Consider the following 20124-nt stretch of genomic DNA (forward strand, 5'->3'; position numbering starts at 1 on the left):
TCCTTTTATACGGTTTTATCCACTTTTTTATTTGCGACTTTTTCTAAAATTTCGAATATACTTTCGCCATTATCAAATTCAGTTTTTATAAATTTGTAAAATTCTTTAAATTTTTCATCGGCTTGCATATCATAAGTTTTAAATTTTTTAGTTACTTGCATAGGTTTAAAGGCTTCTTGTTTTTGCGTGTCAGTTTGATTGTCTTGTTCTTCATGATCGCTTTTTTGATCCATTAGCCCATAGTCACCAACCTCTTGCGGCATACCCCTATTTATAACCTTAGAATATCTCTCAATAAATTCATCCACACTTATATTAGACGATTCAAGGAGCTCGCGACCCTCATTACTAAAAGACACACCAAATCTTTCTAAAGTTTGACGTATCTTTTGTCCTTCTAGATCATTATCTGATTTTTTGCCCCAAATGGTTTGTTTATCATCATTGTAGGATTTAAAAGCTCCAGTAAAGTTTGTGCTATTGCCCATCACTTTCTTATAATTAACTCTACTTGCGAATTCTTTTCCTTCAAATAGTGAGTTGTTATTTAGATTTGGCGAATAGGTTATATTATTAAGCATTGCTAAGGTCTCACTTTGTTTAGGTATTCCAGCATCTCTTTCATAGGTTTTAATTCTTTTTATGGTATTAATTTGCATTAGAGCATCTTGCTACCACCTATCCAGCAATGCTGTTTTATACACTAACACACATTCAGCTAAAGAATATAAATTCAACCTACTTAGGTTTAATGCTTTTATGGGCTAGAGTATAATCAATAACTAAATCGACCTTTTAGCGATTTAGTTTATATATAACTTATCTCTACACAAAAGTCTTACTGATAGAGCTTATCCTCTCACTCCAAGAATTTGCTAGAGAATTTATATCCTCGCCAGCTGGCTTAAATTTCTCATATTCGTTTGAGGTGACACTTTCTGCGTTAATGTTCTTTGATCTTGCATACATTAAAAGTGTTAGCTCTTTAAGTCTTTCTTTTATGAGCGCTTTTATGCTCTCACTATCCTTACCCACTTTTTCAAAATCCACAAAATACTCTTTATGCTCTCCAGTGCTTGAGATATCATTTAAGGCAGCACTGCTAAGCTTAGTCTTTGCACTATCACTTGGTAGCGGTCTAGAGCTGCGCAAAAATCCCATAAAAAGAGCCTCTTTGCTGTAACCTTCATCTGCTTGATATACCGACATATCAGGGTTGAAGCTAAACTCATCGCCTGCTTCGCTCATCGTAAAATCAACCTCTTTTACTATGAGCCTAACGCCTGCACTTGAAAGTTCTTTGCTAAGAGATTTAGTGCTATTTAGCTCATCGGTGCTAGAGTAGATGTTTGAGATAGTAGAGTTTGATAGATCTTTTAGTAGGTGTCCTTTGGCATCATAGCGAGTGCCTTTTGTGCTGTAGCCTTTTGGTAGTTTGTCTATATCTGCAAGGGTGTAGCTCTTTTTATCATCGCCTAAAGCAGAGGTCATTTGATCAAATAGTCTGTAGTAGTGCTTTATGGTGTCAGCCATATCAATGTTATCAAAGATCTTTATCTGTTCGTCCTTGCTCTTGATGCGGTTTAGCACATGGTTGCGCTCGGCAAATCTACTAAGCTCATCAAGTGTGCTTTTATGGATTTTAAAGTCCTTTGGCAAGCCTGCGGCTTTGTTAAAATCAGCTCCCATAAAACCTGCTTTATCCACTGTGTAGCCATAAGCTTGAAGGTCATTAAAATTTAAAGAGACGAGACTGTTTTGAGAGGGAATAGTATAAGTAAATTTAGCTGGCTCTTGGAGTAATAGAATTAAGGAGAACACTTAATCACTATATTAGTGAAATATGTACTTCTTAATTCTTTTTTATTTAAGAAACTAAGAGAAAGGGGGTAAAAATGAGGAATTATGAAAAGATAACAGCACTCTATGAGAGATTAAGTCGTGATGATGAACTTCAAGGAGAAAGCAATTCTATTGTAAATCAAAAGAAAATCCTTGAAGAATATGCAGGTAAAAATAATTTAAGCAACATCATACATTTTACAAATGATGGAATAAGCGGAACACAGTTTGATAGACCGGGCTTTATGGCAATGATGAACGGAGTTAATCAAGGTAATATAATAGGTTGTATAATCGTAAAAGATATGAGTAGACTTGGCAGAGACTATCTTAAAGTCGGTCAATGTATGGAAATCTTAAGACAAAAGGGAGTTAGGCTCATTGCTATCAATGATAATGTAGATAGCTTTTATAGAGAAGATGATTTTACCCCTTTTAGAAATATTATGAATGAATGGTATACAAGAGATACTTCAAGAAAAATACAATCTACATTCAGGTCAAAGGGGGAAAGCGGAAAGCATACGGCAAGCTCTCCACCTTATGGATATATCAAAGATGAAAAAGACAAAGATAAGTGGATTGTAGATGAAAAAGCAGCGGAGATAGTAAGGAGAATATTCAATCTGACCATGCAAGGCAATGGTCCGTATCGAATAGCAAAGATATTGGAAAGTGAAAAAGTAGATATACCTGCTTACCATCAGCAAAAATTAGGATATGGACTACATCAAAGCAAAGTGTTTGAACATCCTTATCGTTGGTGCAGTTCTACAATTGTAAGTATCTTAAAGAAACAGGAATATTTAGGTCATACTGTAAACTTCAAAACAAGAAAGCATTTCAAGGATAAGAAAAGCAAATATGTATCTGAAGAAAACTGGCTGATATTTGAAAATACCCACGAGGCAATTATAGACCAAGAAACCTTTGATAATGTGCAAAGGATAAGAGGAAATGTAAAAAGGTATCCCGATGGTTGGGGAGAATATCACCCTTTAACTGGGCCTTATGTATTATGCAGATTGTGGCAGTAAAATGTATGTTCATAGAACAAGTAATTACAAAAATATTCCCTACTACACTTGCAGTGCTTACACGAAAGTACCCTGTGGAACGCTTTGTCCATCTACTCACAGGATAAAAGCGGAAGCAGTCTTAAACCTTATACAGGAAACCTTAAAAGACATTAAAAAATATCTTGATGAAGATCACGAAGCCTTTATCCGTTCCATTTAAAATGAAATGGAAGAAAAGGAAAAAGTAGAGATAGAAAAGACAAAAATAAGATTAATGGAAAGTAAAAACAGGCTTCAGGAACTTGAACGATTGATGTGCCATATTTACGAAGATATGATACTTGAAAAAATACCAAGTAATAGATATGAGATACTTAACAGTCAATATGAAACAGAGCAAATAGCTTTAAGCAAAGAAATTAAAGACTTAGAGTTTGCAATATTAAGATATGAAAAAGAAACAGATAAGGCGAAAAAGTTTATATCTCTAATAAGCCGATATGAAAATTTTGATGAACTTACAACTACAATGATAAATGAGTTTGTAGAAAAGATTATTGTTCATGAAAGGAATAGAAAAAGTAGTCAAACATCAAAGCAAAAAAATAGAGATATATTTTAATTTTATCGGTAACTATGAGCCACCAAAAGAAGAATTGACTGAAGAAGAAGAAAGATTAAAAATTGAGGAAGAAGAGAGAAAAATCAAGGAAAGAAAAGATAGACTTCATCAAAACTACTTAAAGCGTAAAGTAAATGGAAAACAACAGGAATATGAGGAAAGGTATAAGGCAAGGAGAGAACAGAGAAAACAAGAAAAATTAAAGGTTCTGAAAAGGGCAGGTATACAAGTTAATAAGTTAGAAAAAAGAGATTGAAGTTAGTTAATCTCTTTTTTAGTACAGGTATCAAGTATATCAATTATGTTATTTGCAATTGCATGGATAACAGTAACGGCAACAGAATTACCAAACTGTTTGTAACTTTGAGTATCACTTACAGGAATGATATAGTTTTCGGGGAAGCCTTGAAGTCTTGCAGCTTCACGAGGTGTTAGTTTTCGTGGATTTTTTCCTTTTTGCTCAATAAGTATTTCACTCCCGTCTTTATAATATCTTGCAGATAATGTATTTGTATAAGGACTGTTTTCATTGAACAATGTGTAACCAAATCCATTTCCCTTTATTTTATGTTCTTTCTTTCGTCGTTGATGACCTTGCCAAAGTGCATTTGAAATGGTGTATTTAGTATCAACATTTTGCTCTAAAATATTTCCCACAGAAACATCTGGGCAGGGAGGAATTGGAAAAGAAAAATCTTTATAGTTATCTATTTTATCCTTATCAAATCCAACAATGTAAATACGCTCTCTATTTTGTGGAACACCGAAGTCTTTTGCTTTAAGTATAATAGAATGAACATCGTAGTTTAAATCCTTTAATGTTTTTTCTATTGTTTTATAGGTACGACCTTTATCGTGAGATTTTAGGTTTTTGACATTTTCAAGAAGAAATGCCTTAGGTCGTTTCTCTTTAATAATTCTTGCAATTTCAAAAAATAATGTTCCACGAGTATCTTCAAAACCAAGCTTTTTACCGGCTTGACTAAATGCTTGACAAGGAAAACCACCGACAATAATATCATGATTAGGAATATCTTTTTCAGATATTTTTGTAATATCTCCAAAAGGAGTTTCACCAAAATTTGCCTTATATGTTTTTACTGCAAATTTATCAATTTCACTACTGAATACGACATTTGTTTTACCTGTTTGGTAAAATCCAAGCCTTGTACCACCAATTCCGGCAAATAAATCAATGATTTTATAGGGGGCATTTTCATTATTGGGGAAAGGTACTTTTTCAGGAAATGATAAAATATGTTTCAGCTCAATGGACGATGGCTGACTTTCTCCATTTTCCCATCTGCGAATTGTCCTATCTCCGAATTTGGACATACCAACAGCATCAGCTAATTCTTTTTGAGTCATTTGTAATCTGATACGCTTATTTTTTATTAAAATAGCAGGGGAATTATCTATGACTTGTGGTATAATATTCATATATATTCTCCTTTTTATATATGTTATTTCAAGTTTATATTTATATATGTTATTTCAAGGACTAACTGTCCTCTATTTGACACTATTGTACCATATAGAAGAAAATTTTTCAAGAAAGGAAAAGAGTTATGGCAAATATTTCTCTTGATGAATATAAAAACTTAGTTAAAGAAAAAAGGAAAGAAGGCTTTAAACAGCCTTATGACTTAGTTTATGATAATTTTATTACATTAGGATACGACAAAGCCCCTAAAGAATTCTTTTTAAGTAATGCAAGTGAAGTTGTTGAAAAACTTAGAAATAGCTGTTGGAGTGAATTTCAGCCATTAGAAAAAGACTTTACTTCAAAAATGCTAAAAGAGTTAGTTGATGATGAGTATATCAAAACTCTTACACCAATAGAGGCAATTACTTGGTTTGTGGAAGAATTTCCGGAACATATATATGCTTTGACTTTGTCAAATACTCAAAGTAGGAGGAGTAGAGCAGGTAAAGAATTTGAAAGTATTATAGAACTCATTTTGATTGGTGCAGGGATTCCACTTGACAGTCAAGGTAATATAGGTAAACAAGAGTTTGTCAATAAAGGTCTTGGTAAATTGGTAGATTTAGTTTCTCCGGGTGTTTTAGAATACATTGTAAATAAGAGAAATACTGTCTTAATTAGTGCAAAAACCACATTAAGAGAAAGATGGCAAGAAGTACCTGAAGAAATGGGAAGAACAGGTGCAAGAGAAATGTTTTTAGCAACTCTTGATACTTCTATTAGCTCTGATGTATTGAACACTCTATATGAGGCTAATATACAAGTTACAACAACAAAAAATATAAAAGAAACATATTATTCCGATAATGAAAGGGTATTAACCTTTGAAAAGTTGGTTGAAATATGTTTAGACAATGTTTCTCATTGGAAAAATTTCAACTACACAGTAGAACAAAATGAGCAAATGATAGAGCTTATCACTAAGCAAATTGAAAAACACCAAAATCATAAATTTGTAGAAGAATATTATGATGAGAGATTAAAAAACATAAAGAAGTAGACAAATTAGAATTTGTCGGTATATCATTAAATCGCATTTTTTCGATTAAACTATGGAATACAAAGGAGCAAATAATCATGAGCGAACAGAGAATCTATTGCATGGACCTTGTAAAAAAAGAGGATCCGGAAAAGGCTGTCAGAACACCGTTTTATCAGACAGAATCTACAGGTGGATCGGTCTGGGTTATCAAACCCGGTCAGACATTGCAAAAGCACTATCACCACAATTCCGACGATATATGGATCGTCCTTCAGGGAGAGGGAATATTCTACCCCCAGCCTAATGAAGAGGTTCCATTCAAGAAAGGCCATGTCATAGTATCGAAGAAAGACTCCTGCCACGGAGCAAAAAATACTGGAGATGAGGATATCATCTTTGTAAGTATAGTAGCACCTGTCCCTTCCGACTATGATCCTATAAACGAGTGACAGGAAAATAAAATTCCCGTTTGACAAAGGATTGTGATTATACTTGAGAAAGAAAAATGTTTATATAACATTGGGATACATAGCTGTATATCTGGTGATATATTGGTGAGAGCAACTTGATTGGTTGGCTATTTACTAATATTTCAACTGGTGAGCATAGTTATTTATATGGTTGGTTGCTCAGTAGTAATCTGTTTTGGTATGCACTTGCGATTTCTGCGCTTCCTTCTCTTTGGGGTAAGTTTAAGTTTTCGGCTGTTACTACGGCGGGATTTATTGTAGGTATTGTAGCAGGCATAATCGTTGAGAAATACAAGAAGTAAGTCAAATTTCAGTTTGTCGAGCTGAATAATACAGATTCAAGACGATAGAAAGTAAAACATCTATCGTCTTTTCTTATGAAAAAAACTTGAAAGGAGATGAAATTTATGGACAATAAAAACAGAATTAGAAAAAGTAAAAGAAAAGATTGAAAGCAAGTAAGAAGAAAAAAAATATGAAAAGAAACTATCTCAGCTTAAAAATCAGGAAAAGAAAATCAGAAAGCAAACGAGCCTTGAAGAAAGAAAAAAGCGAAACCATAGATTGATAGAGCGAGGAGCAATCTTAGAAAGTTTAATTGAGGGAGCAAGCGAGAAAAGTAATGAAGAAATAAAGGCTATTTTGCAAAGAGCATTTCAAAAAGACTAAGAAACGCAAGGACATAGTATAATTGTAATTCCCTTAGATTTTCTAAGGGCGCAATTATACACCCTTTAGGTGTCCTTGCGACCTGCGGTGCTTTTACCCTTGCGGGGAGCAAAGAAAAAAGCCGAAGCATTTTTCCGTATTAAAGGCAAAAGACAACTGAATATAATTCATTCGCTTTTTTATCATCAAGGGTAAAGCACATTCACTATCGCTCACCCTTGACAATAAAAATTTGAAACAGATAGCTTACATTAAGCCGACATACTGAAACAACAAAAGTCGGCTTTTTCTATTGTACCGTTTCAAAACGCTCATTCAGTTTATAGAAAAGCAAAAGTATTTTTAAGACCGACATCTAAAACAACAAAAGAAAAATAAGAAGATGACAAATGCCACATTCCCAAAATGGGAGTGTACCTAAATCAAAGACAGTACTAATCAAAGGGGGTAGTGAAACACGACTTCCTTAAAAGATAAAAGGAGTAACGATTTGTTGCTACATTTTCATAACAAAAGATAGGAGAGAAAAATGGCAGATAAAAGGATGTTTTCAATAAAGATAGTGGATAGCGACTTATTTTTGGATATGCCATTAAGTAGCCAATGCCTGTATTTTCATCTATCTATGAGGGCAGATGATGATGACTTAAAAATTCTAATTACAAAAGGTTTTGTAATTGTCTTTTAAAGAGGGGTTATAGTCATTACCTATTGGAAGATAAATAACTACATCAGAAATGACAGACGAAAAGAAACGATGTATCTTGAAGAAAAGCAAAGTATAACGCAAACGGAAAATGGAGCATATATCAAGGTTGAAAATCTTGGTATACCAAATGACAACCAAGTGTCAACCGTTTGTCCGCATAGTATAGTTAAGGGTAGATTAGATAAGAGGAGAATAGAACAGGTTGCCCCAGTGTCCCTTTATGGAGAGTATCAAAATATTCATTTAACCGATGAAAAATACCAAAATCTAAAAGATAGGCTGAAAGGTCATACAGATACAATGACTGAAAAGCTATTAAGATATATCAAAAGTAAAGGCACAGACTACAAAGACCACTATGTAACAATCCTTAATTGGTATGAATTGGTATGAACAGGATAAAGAAAAGCTATCACAGAAAAATAATCAAAATAAAAGCCATAGAACCTATTCAACCAACTATGAAGACAGCGACAGCCTATAAAAGGTGTTTTTAAGGGTTTAATCATAAAAGAGGTGTCAGACTATGGTTAAGATAAAAATAAGCCTTAAAAACGCATTATAGAGCCTGATGTAGAAAAGGAGACTAAAATTATGAATGATAAAGAAAATATGATTACTACAAAAATTCAAGGGACAGATTTTATCTACAACAAAGATACTCACTATGAAGAAGACGGACATATCTATTGCAAGATTTGTAATGAAAGAATAGACGGTAAGGTAATTCCGATGTTGGATAAGCCTATGATTATCAGAACGGCTTGTAAATGTGATAGAGATAGAGCTGAACAAGAAAAAACTGTTAAAACAAGATAGGTTGAGACAAAGCTGCTTTATATCCAAAAATCAAATAGCCTACACCTTTAAAAATGCCGATGAAGATACAGATAAGGAAATCATCAAAAAAGCAAAGAACTATGTAAAACATTTTGAAGAAATGAGAAAAGATAATGTTGGACTGTTACTTTACGGAAATGTAGGAAGTGGCAAGACCTATGTAGCTTGTGCTATTGCCAACGCTATAATTACAGAATATAGCCATACAGTAAAAATGAGGAACTTTGCACAGATATTAAACGACTTACAAAAAGGCGGCTTTAATCTTGATAGAAACGAATATATCGAATAGATAACAAGCCCTACCCTACTAATTCTTGATGATTTTGGAATAGAGAGAAATACAGAATATGCCTTAGAGCAAATTTACAATGTAATCAATGCAAGATACCTAAAGGCAAGACCAACCATTATAACTACTAACCTTAATTTCAAAGATATAGAAAAAGAACAGGAAGATATAATGCTTGGCAGGATTTATTCAAGGATAATCGAGATGTGTTTACCTCTTAGGATAACGGGACTTGATAGAAGAAAAATACAGAGCAAAGAAAAGCTGAAGAAAGCACAAAACTTAATAGATGAATGAGAGCGATTGGAAAAGTAAAAAATTCTAATCGCTTTTTAATTGCAAGAAAAGGAATGATGATATGCAAAAAAATAATACAGAAACAAAAACAATAAAGAAGATTGGAAAAACTACCTATGAAGTTGTTGTACATTTTAATAAAAATACTACTGAAACAATGCAAGACAAATTGAAACGCATAATGCTTAGAGAAATTGAGAGTGAAAAACATCAAAAAAATGATAAAAATGATTAGAAAGTCCTTGACAAGTTGTTACAGGTTTGGCTCGCTAATCTTTTCTTTGGTCTTTTGGTTAAAAATATCACTAAAATTTGCAGACCTGCCTTGTTTGTGCTGTTGCTTAGTGTATGAATTTATATTGGTGCTTAAGATGCTAATATCATTCGTGGTTTGCCTCCTAGCTTCTTGCTTTTTAAGTTTTAATTAAAGTAACCATAAAATAATTGACTATCCAAATTTATCAGTCAAAATAAACAAGTGACAAATATGCCAATCACAAAAATTACAAAAATTTACTTTTACTAAGTCATTCTTTGGTGGGACTGATTTAATTCCAGTATGCGCCAAAATTCAATTCAGATATTAGGGCGAGCATACTCTATGTAGCTACAAAATGTTACCATTTGCATCTCCATAGAGGCTCGCAAGGATAGCTTGCCGCTCCCTTGACCCACGCTTAAAAAATATTTTCTTTATTAAAGTGGCCATGCAAGATAGGCTTTTTTTAATAAAAGCTTAAGTTGATTAAAGGCAGCCATAAGAACAAAAATAATTAGACTAAATTATTTTTTATGATCTACAAAATATATTTTAGTATATTTTTAAAATGGCAACGTAACAAATAATGTTTGGAAGTAATAAATGAGATGATTATGTAATAAACTTAGTAGAGTCTCTACGTTTAAAACATATCTAGACTTTGAGTTTTTTCCTTGCATACATCACCCACATGGTGATATATGCTGGCTTTTTGGGAGTATTCACGCTCCTCTATAAATTCTCTACATATTCTTGTAGCATCTTGTGCTCTATCTGTAAGCTCTCGTATTCTTCTCTCAAATTTTGGAATTTTTCTTCTAAATTTTCTAATTTTTCTTCCAAGCAAGATATTGAACTCTCGTACATATCTCTTTGTTGCTGCAAAGATTCCGTTAAGGCGTCGTTGCAATCTTTGTTCAAGCTCTTGACTTTCTTTGTTAGCTCTGTCACATTTGTCTGTAATATCGCGAGCTTCTTCTCGCAGTCTTGTTGCAAATTCATTGTTTCTAATTCGTGCTTGCTCCTTTCGTCTTCGATCGTCTTCGTCAAGCGCTCGTTCTCTTCTAGCAATGCTTTCTCTAATGCTGTCATCCTCTACTCCATTTTCATTAATATAAATTTCCTGCTCTCGTTCTCTATTATCTCTTTGTCTTTTGGAATCGATATGTAATACTCCCTCTGGGTCTTGTCCGCAGTAGGTTGGCTGTATCTCCATTGTTTTGGTATCGTCCAAGCTACTTCTTCCTTTAATATCATTGCGTGCACTACCCAGCCAATTGCTATTCCCAAAATTAGTGCGGTAGCCGCTGATAGCGAGATTATCACCGATCTGTCCTTGTGATGCAAGGATATTGTTTTTTGAAGTTCTTTCGACATATCTTTCTTGATTAAATCTATCTCTTTTAGCAATAAGCTCCTCAAGTTTTCGCCTATTTTCTCTGCACTCTGCTTGTGTATTTCTATCATGGAATTCTCTAATTCTTCTGCTTGAGCTTTGGCTGAGTTCTCCAAGTCTTTGAGCACTGGTGAAGTCTACATCGTATATTCCTCCTTTTAGACGATTTTTTGTTTTTTTAGTAGGCAGTATGATCGTTATGCCTTTTTTGTTGATCCTGGTTATTTCGATACCATTTTGTTTAAGAAGTTCAATCATGTGGTCTCTATTTTTAATATAGCCTTGCTTAACCAGATCGTGCAACTTTTGGTCTAGCTCTTCTAAATTTTTATAATGATTGATGTTTTTCTTGCTAGACAATATAGTTTGCTCTTTTGCTGGATCATCTGGACTTGATAGTCCATACTCATCGTTAATGATCTTTTTGATTAGATCTATTCTCGTTTGATCATATTTGGCAAAATAAGGATTAAATGACCTGTCTGTTTCAAGATCTATCTTAGGGATAAGGAAATTTAACTCAAGCCGTCCATCCTTGTCTGAGTGTTCTACCCATAATACATTTGTACGTTCAAGCATATATTCACCCAAAAGAGCATATTCAAAATCCTTAATAATTTTTAGTTTTTGCTCTTCAGTTAAAAAGTCATGCCTCTCTTCAAATGATAAAACACCAAAACAGGTCTTTTGTTTATAGGTGATGCCTTTTATAATAGCTCTAGTTAAATTTTCATCACCTTTTATAACTCTTGCTGTTCCAGCAGCTTTTCTCTCATTTAAAAGATAATTTATGCTCCCAAGGCCACCACCAGTATAAGTACGAAGAAATTTAACTAGCATCACTAGTGCCTTTATTTGTATTGATACAAGGCGAATCAAGAAACATATTTTTTACCCAATATTTCATAAATTTTATGTAAGATCTTATTATCGTCGGCTATGATCTCAATACCAACTCTATCTAGGCTTTGCCCACTATTTAATTTGGTGGCTATTTGGTTTATGTTTTGTCCTTGTCTAGATAGCTCAATTAGAAGTTCCCTTATAATTGGTGCATAAATCTGCTTAGACAACATAGCTCTTAGGGCAAATTTTGAGAAAGTTAGGCCACTTTCTTGTAATTTATTATTAATCACCAACCATTCTGCATTACTTAGCCTAAGTCTTTTAGTTATGACTTTGGTTACCTTGCGTTTTTTTATCTTTTCAGAACTCACGTAAATTTACTCCCAATCTAAGAAGAAGCCACTCAAAAAATCCTATGCCATAAAAATTTTTGTCAGACTTGCTCTTTAAATATCTTTTAAGGTTATTTTATAAAATTTCACAGCCTAAAACAAGGAATTCGGTAGGCTTCAGGCCGCTAAAATGCGTGTTTTTTAAAAATACTATGAAATATATAATATAATTTTTGTAGCTTCTGGATTTTCTCTTAAAAATTTAGTCTAGTATGAAATTAAGAAAATAAAATAATAAAAATATAGGGGTTATGCTCATCATAAAAGAGCACTTTAGATAGGACAAGCTAATAACATAAAATTAGTTACTAGCAAATCACAGATAACTAAAGTCTAGCTTTATGCTTAGTTAAATTTATCCTTTAGCATCTCGTATACTTCGTTGTTCTCTCTTTTGCCGACAACTAGCACTAACACTACTATCTCACTATCTTTTACCTGATATGCCAAGCGGTAGCCGACATCTCTTAACTTGATCTTATAGACATCTTCGTAGCCTCGTAGCTTGTCCTTGGCAACCTTTGGGTTTTCTAGACGCTCACTTAGCTTCTTTTTAAACTGCACTTTTATGCTATTGTCTAGCTTTTGCCACTCTTTTAAAGCGCCTGGTAAGAACTCTAACTCATAGCTCATCTAGGCTTACTTTTACTGATTTTTCACCACTTGCTAAAGCAACATCTACTGCTTTACTTAGATGATACTCTTCTATTATCTCTGCCATTTTTTCATAGACAGCGCTAGGTACTAGATAGGCGCTAGGGACATTGTGGTTTAGTATAGCTACAACATTATCTCCAGCTTGTTTTAAAATTTGAGCTGGAGACTTTTTGAGCTCGCTTATGCTAGCTGTGAAATTTGCTTGTATAGTTTGCATTTTTATCCTTTATTTAATACCTAAAATAATACTAAATAAGATATAAAGATAGTCTTAAAAGTTTATGCTTTGAAATTTATCCCTACTCATTATCATACGATACCATCTCTACTTTAGCCTTTAGTGTGTTTGCATTAATAGGCTTGGCATAAGTGTTTAGCAAAATTTTATACTGCTTTTCATGTCCTACTATCTGAGCTATAAGGTTAGCTTCTACCTCGCGCTGCACTAGATAGTCTATAAAGTAGTGTCTAAAAGAGTAGAAGGTCTTTTTAGAGTCTTTGTCTATAAACTTTCTTTGGATCTGGCTTCTAAAAATTTCAGAGAAGTCCTTATTGCTTACCTTAAATATATTTCCGTTCTTCTTACTATTAACATATTCTAGCAGACCTAGATCTATGAGCTTACTATGGATAGGCACAAACCTAATGCTGTTTTTGGTCTTGGTGGTTTTACCATCATTTGTATTTATGTTAAAGCAGTAAATTCCATCTTTTAAGGCTATATCTTCCTTATGAAGCTGTGTGATCTCTTTTATCCTCATGCCACTATAAGCAGCTATCATTGTGACATAGTAGAGCTCATTAGCCTCTATCCTTGAGCTTGGTGATTTGCCACTTTGTTTGATACTAGTTACTATCTCAAAGATCTTTCTAGCTTCTAATGCATCGTATGGAAGCACCGCCCTTTCGCTAGGGTCTATGTCTATCTTGACATTCATTTTAGCAGTTATGCTTTTACTTATATAGCCACTATCAAAGCAGTAGTTAAAAAACTGAATAACCCTTATCATATATTTTTGGATAGTAGGCTCAGAGAGTTTGTCGTCCTTTTCACCTAGCTTAAGTATCTGAGATAAACTTTTATCTTTATACCTACTCTTTTGAGCTAGCTTGGTTGGAATTTTATAAAGAAGATCTCTAAATTCAAGCAAATTATCTCTTGTGATCCTATAAACTGGCGTATCTTCTTTAAAGTATAAAAATAAGAGCTTTTTTACGCCAGTAACTAATCTTTGCGTATCTGGCGACCACTTGTCAGCTCTTTTAGTGTTTGTCTCAAATATCTCGAATGCATCCTTTAAGCTCTTTTGATCTTCTAAATTTAAAGCTGAGAATTGATTGCTAGAGCCAGATGTCGCTTGCAGTACTTGCCTGATCTCATACTCTTTGGTTATTTTGGCGCTAGGATTAAAAATACTAAAGCTACTATCGTCATCTAATTTTATCTTGATATTTTTTGGTGGATTTGGATCCAATATAATATCTTCCATGCTTCTATGGTCATTCTTTGTTCTTACTAGCTTTAAATTTGAAGTTGAGCCATACTTTTGATCTAGTATGGCATAAACCGTCTCGCTAATCCTCTGAGCCATAGCCTTAAGCTGCCCATCAGTAATGGGCAAACAACCACTATCTTCAAGCTCTTTTATATTTTCTTGAAAAGAATCTATATCCTTAGCATCAAACGAACTAGGTTTGGCATGTTTGGCTAAGTTATCACTAGAATCATCTTCAAGGAAACAGTGCTCACGCTTGTCATCAAAGAGCACACTGCTCTTCTCAAGCTTTGATACAAGATAGTTAAGTGTTAGTATATTCTTCTCTAAAAGGGTTTGCCCTATGTTCTCTTTATCCTTGCTACCAATGGCGCCAGCAGTGTTAGTGATATTACTTATATCCTTAATTAAAATTTGAGGCAGACCGCCATCTATCAAACTTTGTTTAAAGTAGTCATTGAGCGCATTTAGAAATTCTACATCCATCTTCTTATTAAGAAGAGAGTGCTCTTTGATGCTCTTACTAAGCTTTACTTTCATAAACGAATTTACGAAAGATTGGATTATGTTATCACTAAGATTCATGTGAACCGCCCTTTTTATTAAGTAAAGATTATTATCTAGAATTTTAGCCCTTTTTCTGGCTTTTTCCAAGAGATTAGTGGATGTGGAGAAGCAAATTTCTCGCTTTTCGTTAAAAAATTTTCTAATGCTTGGAGCAAGTGTGGCTCGGTAGTAATATATACCGTTTCGCTCCCTTAAGTGTTGTCCCATATTTAATAGTCAACCGGTCAAAAATGGAACAGTTTTATGTAACGACTAAGTAAAAATCGTCTAAAGTGCGTATTTCAGGCTTTTGTGAGCTCATATAAAAAATCCTCATAAGCCGGAGGTCGGGAGTTCAATTCTCCCCCTTGACACCATAAATACCTAAACTACGATGTTTCTACAATTTTATATTGCAGTCACCTTTCATTAAATATAGCTTAATGTTTGTAGCAAAATAAAAATTTATGTAGCAAATTTTTAAGCTTGAGATAATTTTAACACGTTTTTTGTAAAATTTTAAAAAACAAGTAAAATTTTTTAACGAATAATCTACTATAATATAATCTTTCACTCTACTGGGTTAAATTTTTATCATGACTTAAATAAAATGAGTATTGATGCATAGTAGAAATGGCGCTTGTAGCTATTGAATATAGGCTAAAAAATATTTTTGATGATTATGATTCATTCATATCTCCTAGCAATAAAGCACAAAATAGAGATAGACTACATAAGCATTACGAGATCCTACGCTTGGTCAAATACTGGCTGCCATTTATCAAGATAAAAGAGCCTGAGTATCTAAGGGTGAAATTTGAGAAATTGCTTGAAGAGTATCTAGAATGCAGTTGATAATTATGTAATATTTTTTTCGTTTATCTTTTTAAAGAAATACATGTTATTAATAAAAATATTTTTTTATCTTTCCGCTTAAAAAAATAAGGTCATTCATGGTCTATAATTTTTAAGATATTTATTTCGATTCCTAATATATATACTATCATTAAGTAATTTATAAGTATTTTTTTATGATATGTAATAAATCATAAGCAAAACCCCTTGATACATCGTGCTTCTGAGATAAAAGTCAAAAATTATTTACCACTTTAAGCAATCTAGCCACCAAAATATCCTATAATACACGTAAATTTAAAAAAATATTTTACTCAAGGAGGTTAAGATGATCAAAATTAGTTAAAAGTAGGGGCTCTATTTAAGTTTTTTTAAAAGAGAACCTCTACATTAAGTTGGTGACGCTCTTATTGTAATCGTTCTCTACTTTTTAAACTACTTAAATAAAAACCTTATCAACAACTACTATATTAAAGCAATGAGCACACTATAGGTATGCCCATTTGGTGAGATGGCTATTGCTGTCTCTTGATTTTTTAAATGGCAAAAGGAGAAAAAATGCCAAGTAAAAAACAATTTTAAATGATTTGAAAATCATTAGAAAAAATAAAACAAAACAAGAGATTAAACAAGTATGTATTGAAGTCTTGTTTCCACAACAAGCAACACTCAAAGAGTGCAAGTTACTAATCGAAAAAAGTTTTAGCGTAAAGCTATCAAATAAGGAGTTTTCCAAATGGAGGAAAGAGTATGAGGCAACAAATGCCAATCAATCCTCTGATGCATATCATATTCTCGTACCCAACGAAAACAAAAAAGAAGATGAGGAGCTAAGCAATGGCACTAACAATCAAGAGTAGCGATACAGCAATTACGGCAAACGCCGTAATTGCTCTACAAGAACATATTGAAATGGGCAATAAGGCTAGTGAAAATATTAGAAATAATATTGAACTTTTTAATCAAGCCACAGATAGCTTTGATAAAAGTTTTAAAGAAAAAATAGAGCTTATAGAGCAAGGAAGCATTGAACTCATAAATGTAACAAAAGAGATTCAAAACAACTTTAAAAATACTCTAAAAGGTGCAGACAAAACTATATCGAAGATCAACTCATCTTTTAGCTCCTTGATGAAGAATATAACATCTGCATTAATTGCCTTTGTATTTATAGAAGTGATCTTATTTTTTGGCTATTTGTTTTATGATAGCCATAAGACAAATGAAACCAAATCTGCACTACAAAGCGAGCTAGATAAAGCACTTTATAACGTGTCTAACCTTAAAGGCTTTATCGTTCATATCTACAACCAAGATAGTCAAAAAGCTAGAGAGGATTTTACTAAATGGCTAAACAAAAATGGTTACGGCAATGTTCAGTAGTAAGCAAATTTTTCTAATAGCAAGACACATACAATGTATGACACTTCGTTTTCATACCTTGTATAATCTTGCTCTGCCGAGGGCCACAATGCGAGATATAAGAAGCGTTAAAACACTTCATCTCGCTATCACATTTTATGAAAGGATATCATATGTCAAAAAATGTCAAGGATAAGGTGCTCTCCGCAAGGATCACTTATCAACAATACGATAAGCTATCTAAAATAGCTCTAGAGTTAGATATGTCAAGATCAGAAATCATTTCCTATCTTATAGATAATGGCACTGTAAATTCTGAATCTATAAAAAAGAAAGAGCTAGATTCAGCAATCATTGTAAATTTTGCTAGACCTTTTAATAACATTAATCAAATAGCAAAGAGACTAAATATAGCTTATAAGACTAGTGGTAATATAGCTTTAGAAGTGATACTGCGAACACAAGAAGAGTTGTACAAAGTTCAATCAGTCCTAACTGAAATTTTAAGCATAATAAGGAGTAACTATGATAGTTAAGATCTCAAAGGGAGAAAAAGGCGTAGCTGATTATTTAAAAACTGGTAAGAAAAGAGATTCAAAGCTAACTAGAGATGAAAAAGATGATAGATTGCCACTGGCTGGAAATTTAGATCTTATCGAGATGTCTGAAAGGCACCAGAGCAAGAAAAAGAATAAGAAACATAACTACTATCATATATCCTTGTCATTTACTTCAGAGGAGTGGAACAAGCTATATGAAAGTGGCAATATAGATGATCTTATAATGGATTTTTTGAAGCTCACTTTCCCAAATCACGACATAGAGGAGTTACTTTTTTATGCTGAAGCTCATCTGCCTATAATCAAAGAAGAGCCATACATTCCTCGCCCAGAAGGGACACTAGAAAATAAAGTATTAAACAAGAAACATAAAAATGGTGAACCACTAAAAAGAGAACCTCACATCCATATAATAGTCTCTTTTGAAAATATGAAATTTACCCATAGTGTAAAAACTGGTGGAGCTATATATACAAAAGGTGCATCCAAGCAACAAGCAAAAGCCATCATGGCTAAATCAGCAGAAAAATTTAAAAGAGTGGTTAATGACATCTTATCTAACAAGTATGGTCTAAATAATATAGAGCCTTTAGGTATGGATGAAGACCAACTAAATAAACAATATGAAAGCTTTAAAAGTGCAGCACAAAAGGTTAGGAAAGGCAAAGAAAAAGATGCACAGATGAAGATAGAAACAAATGTAGTGATCGAGCCAAAAGACAGCACAAAAGAGCAAAACATAAGTGTTGAAGAGCTACTAGCTGACGCTAGAAATTCTACAGCTGATTATCTATTAAGAATGATAGAAGAAGATGAGAGTTTCAAAAAAGACTATTATGATAGAGCAAAGAGGCTTAATGCGATAGATATAAGAGAATTTTTACCTATGATCAATGCAAAATTTAACATCACCGCAAAACCTGAAGTGGTAAATGACAAATATAAAGTAAGTGTAGATGGGTTTAAGGGAACTTATAATCTAACTGATCTAATGTGCAAGATAGTCTATAATGGCAGAAAAGGAGCATTATTTCACGTAGTTAATGAACTAGAGCAAATGCTTATAGAGCTTCAAGCTAATAAAAATGAGCCAAAGATAACATTAAGTGTAAGTAGTGACTTTAACACGCCAAATAAGGACCCGAAAACTCAAGTGCTAAATAGCTGGAAAACGATACAAATAGAGCCATATAACCTAAAATCGGTACTTAAAAACTATTCAGCTATATCAGTGGCAAGTTTCAAAGATAAAAATGAAAAAGCTAGCAGTATTGACAGCATAACTCCTACGCTTATATATGATATAGATAGCTCTAAATTTACTGCAAATGATGCTCAAAATTTACTACAAAGTAAAGGAATAAAAGGCTTCATATACCCAACCGCTTATCAAGCGCCAGACACAAAAGTAGAGAAATTTAAACTCATCATACCCACAACAAGGGCTCCAAGCTTAAATGAATATGATGAATACATAAAAGAGATAACAAGAGAGCTTGGGTTATATAACATAGTAAATAACCAGAGCCTATATCCTAGTAAATTTCACTACACTCCGGTGCCAGGATCTGAAGTTATAAGCATTAGTGGAAAAACTTTTGATAATACAAGAGCCATTGAAGATGCCAGCTTAAAAACAGATATTAATAATATGGATATTAAAGTCATAGAGAAAAATTTACAAAATCTAAGAAAATATGAGCTTAGCCATGAACCAAAAGATAGCAACTTACATATTAAAAGAGCAAGCTATCAGGCTATATCATCAAAGATTTCTATAAAAGAGCTAATAGAATACTTTGACGAGAGTAGTATGGTTAAAAAATATAAAAATCATCAAATACTTTCTGGCAATAGCGGCAGATACCTATACTTGCCAGAAGAAAATACAGCCTATTCTTTTAGTCAAAATAGACACTATACTCCATATATCTACATTAGAGATAAATTTTATGAAGCAGCTAGAAAGATAAAAACTGGGTTTTTAAATGATGGCGTCATTAAAAAGTTAGGTATTACACAAAATGAATATGAAGTCTTCGTAAAAGCTATCGATGGCCATTTAGATATAAATAGATACTACTTAGCTTTTATAAATAGAACTGAAAGCTTTAAAAAATACCTGCCAGACATAGTTAGAATTAACTATAAATGCTTAATTTATAATATAAAAACCTATATGAAAGATTGGCAAGATATGCAAGGCTTTAATAAGCTAAAAGAATGTTATAAAACAGATAAGATCTCTCTAGCAAATGATCATATATCATTTGGCTCACTAAAAATAACAAAGCAAGAGCTATATGATCAGGGACTTGATAGTAACTTTGGAATAGAGCAAACAAAACAACCATCAAGTATGATAGAAACCAAAGAATGGAATGTGAAGTCAGGGCATGATAGTTTGAGGAGGTAGGCAAAACAAATATCAGCGAGGTATGAAAGTCTCTTATAAAACTAAACGTATCAGCTAAAAGTCTATATCTTTTTGATTGCTAGCCTTGCGGCAATATATTTCTTCTTTTCT

Annotated in this window: 25 protein-coding genes and 1 pseudogene; 18 read left to right on the forward strand and 8 right to left on the reverse strand. The window is 33.1% G+C overall.

The features are described 5' to 3' along the window. Positions 1-5: 5 nt before the first annotated feature. Positions 6-659 carry a hypothetical protein gene (locus tag CVT07_RS10165; RefSeq protein WP_223154918.1) on the reverse strand — a complete coding sequence of 218 codons (654 nt, stop codon included), beginning with the start codon at positions 657-659 and terminating at the stop codon, positions 6-8. Positions 660-825: 166 nt separating this feature from the next. Further along, positions 826-1821, reverse strand: coding sequence for a Cj0814 family flagellar-dependent secreted protein (locus CVT07_RS08035; RefSeq protein ID WP_430748108.1), 996 nt, complete (start codon positions 1819-1821; stop codon positions 826-828). 74 nt (positions 1822-1895) lie between these two features. On the opposite strand from CVT07_RS08035, the gene CVT07_RS10410 reads away from it, so the two are divergent. The 4 genes from CVT07_RS10410 to CVT07_RS10425 are packed head-to-tail and all read left to right on the forward strand — an operon-like array spanning position 1896 to position 3739. After that, entirely contained in the window at positions 1896-2879 is a 984-nt protein-coding gene (locus CVT07_RS10410) for a recombinase family protein (protein ID WP_021086466.1), read from the forward strand. 1 nt (position 2880) lies between these two features. Then, a complete protein-coding gene (locus tag CVT07_RS10415) occupies positions 2881-3081 on the forward strand; it encodes a recombinase zinc beta ribbon domain-containing protein (protein WP_429807978.1) in 201 nt (66 codons plus the stop codon). Between the two features lie 6 nt (positions 3082-3087). Beyond that, complete coding sequence (locus tag CVT07_RS10420) at positions 3088-3483, forward strand: DUF4368 domain-containing protein (RefSeq protein WP_430748109.1); 396 nt, start codon at positions 3088-3090, stop codon at positions 3481-3483. Then, positions 3425-3739 (forward strand): hypothetical protein, encoded by a 315-nt coding sequence (locus CVT07_RS10425; RefSeq protein WP_009295470.1) that lies wholly within the window; start codon positions 3425-3427, stop codon positions 3737-3739. Before CVT07_RS10420 ends, CVT07_RS10425 begins: the two co-directional genes overlap by 59 nt. A 2-nt stretch (positions 3740-3741) precedes the next feature. Here the strand turns inward: CVT07_RS10425 and dcm are convergent, their stop codons facing one another. Beyond that, the gene (gene dcm / locus CVT07_RS08055) at positions 3742-4923 is read right to left on the reverse strand and encodes a DNA (cytosine-5-)-methyltransferase (RefSeq protein ID WP_009295469.1); all 1182 of its coding nucleotides are present in this window, start codon (positions 4921-4923) and stop codon (positions 3742-3744) included. A 128-nt stretch (positions 4924-5051) separates the two neighbouring features. On the opposite strand from dcm, the gene CVT07_RS08060 reads away from it, so the two are divergent. The 9 genes and pseudogenes from CVT07_RS08060 (at position 5052) to CVT07_RS08090 (ending at position 9463) form a co-directional block, all read left to right on the forward strand. Continuing rightward, positions 5052-5969, forward strand: coding sequence for a type II restriction endonuclease (locus CVT07_RS08060; RefSeq protein ID WP_009295468.1), 918 nt, complete (start codon positions 5052-5054; stop codon positions 5967-5969). Positions 5970-6046: 77 nt separating this feature from the next. Next, positions 6047-6400 (forward strand): cupin domain-containing protein, encoded by a 354-nt coding sequence (locus CVT07_RS08065; RefSeq protein WP_009295467.1) that lies wholly within the window; start codon positions 6047-6049, stop codon positions 6398-6400. Between the two features lie 116 nt (positions 6401-6516). Continuing rightward, positions 6517-6723 (forward strand): hypothetical protein, encoded by a 207-nt coding sequence (locus CVT07_RS08070; protein ID WP_034901826.1) that lies wholly within the window; start codon positions 6517-6519, stop codon positions 6721-6723. Positions 6724-6901: 178 nt separating this feature from the next. Next, positions 6902-7090 (forward strand): annotated as a pseudogene (locus CVT07_RS10175) (DUF3847 domain-containing protein); the annotation flags it as partial. A gap of 757 nt (positions 7091-7847) precedes the next feature. Beyond that, the gene (locus CVT07_RS10180) at positions 7848-8192 is read left to right on the forward strand and encodes a hypothetical protein (protein ID WP_009295465.1); all 345 of its coding nucleotides are present in this window, start codon (positions 7848-7850) and stop codon (positions 8190-8192) included. 201 nt (positions 8193-8393) lie between these two features. After that, positions 8394-8618, forward strand: a complete 225-nt coding sequence (locus tag CVT07_RS10430; protein WP_009295464.1) for a hypothetical protein — start codon at positions 8394-8396, stop codon at positions 8616-8618. Further along, entirely contained in the window at positions 8572-8931 is a 360-nt protein-coding gene (locus CVT07_RS10435) for an ATP-binding protein (protein WP_009295463.1), read from the forward strand. Before CVT07_RS10430 ends, CVT07_RS10435 begins: the two co-directional genes overlap by 47 nt. Continuing rightward, the gene (locus tag CVT07_RS10440; RefSeq protein ID WP_107698022.1) at positions 8932-9228 is read left to right on the forward strand and encodes an ATP-binding protein; all 297 of its coding nucleotides are present in this window, start codon (positions 8932-8934) and stop codon (positions 9226-9228) included. A 61-nt stretch (positions 9229-9289) separates the two neighbouring features. Further along, positions 9290-9463 (forward strand): transposon-encoded TnpW family protein, encoded by a 174-nt coding sequence (locus tag CVT07_RS08090; RefSeq protein WP_009295461.1) that lies wholly within the window; start codon positions 9290-9292, stop codon positions 9461-9463. 667 nt (positions 9464-10130) lie between these two features. Here the strand turns inward: CVT07_RS08090 and CVT07_RS08095 are convergent. From CVT07_RS08095 to CVT07_RS08115, 5 genes are all read right to left on the reverse strand, one after another. Continuing rightward, entirely contained in the window at positions 10131-11723 is a 1593-nt protein-coding gene (locus tag CVT07_RS08095; RefSeq protein ID WP_107937753.1) for a relaxase/mobilization nuclease domain-containing protein, read from the reverse strand. Between the two features lie 35 nt (positions 11724-11758). After that, positions 11759-12100: a plasmid mobilization protein gene (locus tag CVT07_RS08100; protein ID WP_009295459.1), complete on the reverse strand. Its 342-nt coding sequence runs from the start codon at positions 12098-12100 to the stop codon at positions 11759-11761. 366 nt (positions 12101-12466) lie between these two features. Further along, positions 12467-12754 carry a type II toxin-antitoxin system RelE family toxin gene (locus CVT07_RS08105; protein ID WP_009295458.1) on the reverse strand — a complete coding sequence of 96 codons (288 nt, stop codon included), beginning with the start codon at positions 12752-12754 and terminating at the stop codon, positions 12467-12469. Then, positions 12744-12995 carry a type II toxin-antitoxin system Phd/YefM family antitoxin gene (locus tag CVT07_RS08110; protein ID WP_107937751.1) on the reverse strand — a complete coding sequence of 84 codons (252 nt, stop codon included), beginning with the start codon at positions 12993-12995 and terminating at the stop codon, positions 12744-12746. Before CVT07_RS08110 ends, CVT07_RS08105 begins: the two co-directional genes overlap by 11 nt. An 82-nt stretch (positions 12996-13077) precedes the next feature. Next, entirely contained in the window at positions 13078-14859 is a 1782-nt protein-coding gene (locus CVT07_RS08115) for a site-specific integrase (RefSeq protein ID WP_107937748.1), read from the reverse strand. 594 nt (positions 14860-15453) lie between these two features. Between CVT07_RS08115 and CVT07_RS08120 the strand changes: the two genes are divergently transcribed. The 5 genes from CVT07_RS08120 to CVT07_RS08140 all read left to right on the forward strand — a co-directional run bounded on the left by CVT07_RS08120 (position 15454) and on the right by CVT07_RS08140 (position 20013). Further along, positions 15454-15675: a hypothetical protein gene (locus CVT07_RS08120; RefSeq protein WP_107937746.1), complete on the forward strand. Its 222-nt coding sequence runs from the start codon at positions 15454-15456 to the stop codon at positions 15673-15675. Between the two features lie 587 nt (positions 15676-16262). After that, entirely contained in the window at positions 16263-16535 is a 273-nt protein-coding gene (locus CVT07_RS08125; protein ID WP_196375718.1) for a hypothetical protein, read from the forward strand. Next, positions 16513-17058, forward strand: a complete 546-nt coding sequence (locus CVT07_RS08130) for a hypothetical protein (RefSeq protein WP_196375719.1) — start codon at positions 16513-16515, stop codon at positions 17056-17058. The genes CVT07_RS08125 and CVT07_RS08130 overlap by 23 nt, the downstream gene beginning before the upstream one ends. 152 nt (positions 17059-17210) lie before the next feature. Beyond that, positions 17211-17573 (forward strand): plasmid mobilization relaxosome protein MobC, encoded by a 363-nt coding sequence (gene mobC, locus CVT07_RS08135; RefSeq protein ID WP_196375720.1) that lies wholly within the window; start codon positions 17211-17213, stop codon positions 17571-17573. Further along, complete coding sequence (locus CVT07_RS08140; protein WP_196375721.1) at positions 17563-20013, forward strand: aminotransferase; 2451 nt, start codon at positions 17563-17565, stop codon at positions 20011-20013. The genes mobC and CVT07_RS08140 overlap by 11 nt, the downstream gene beginning before the upstream one ends. Positions 20014-20124 lie beyond the last annotated feature (111 nt).

Source organism: Campylobacter concisus (genome assembly GCF_003048875.2).
Taxonomy (GTDB): Bacteria; Campylobacterota; Campylobacteria; order Campylobacterales; family Campylobacteraceae; genus Campylobacter_A; species Campylobacter_A concisus_AU.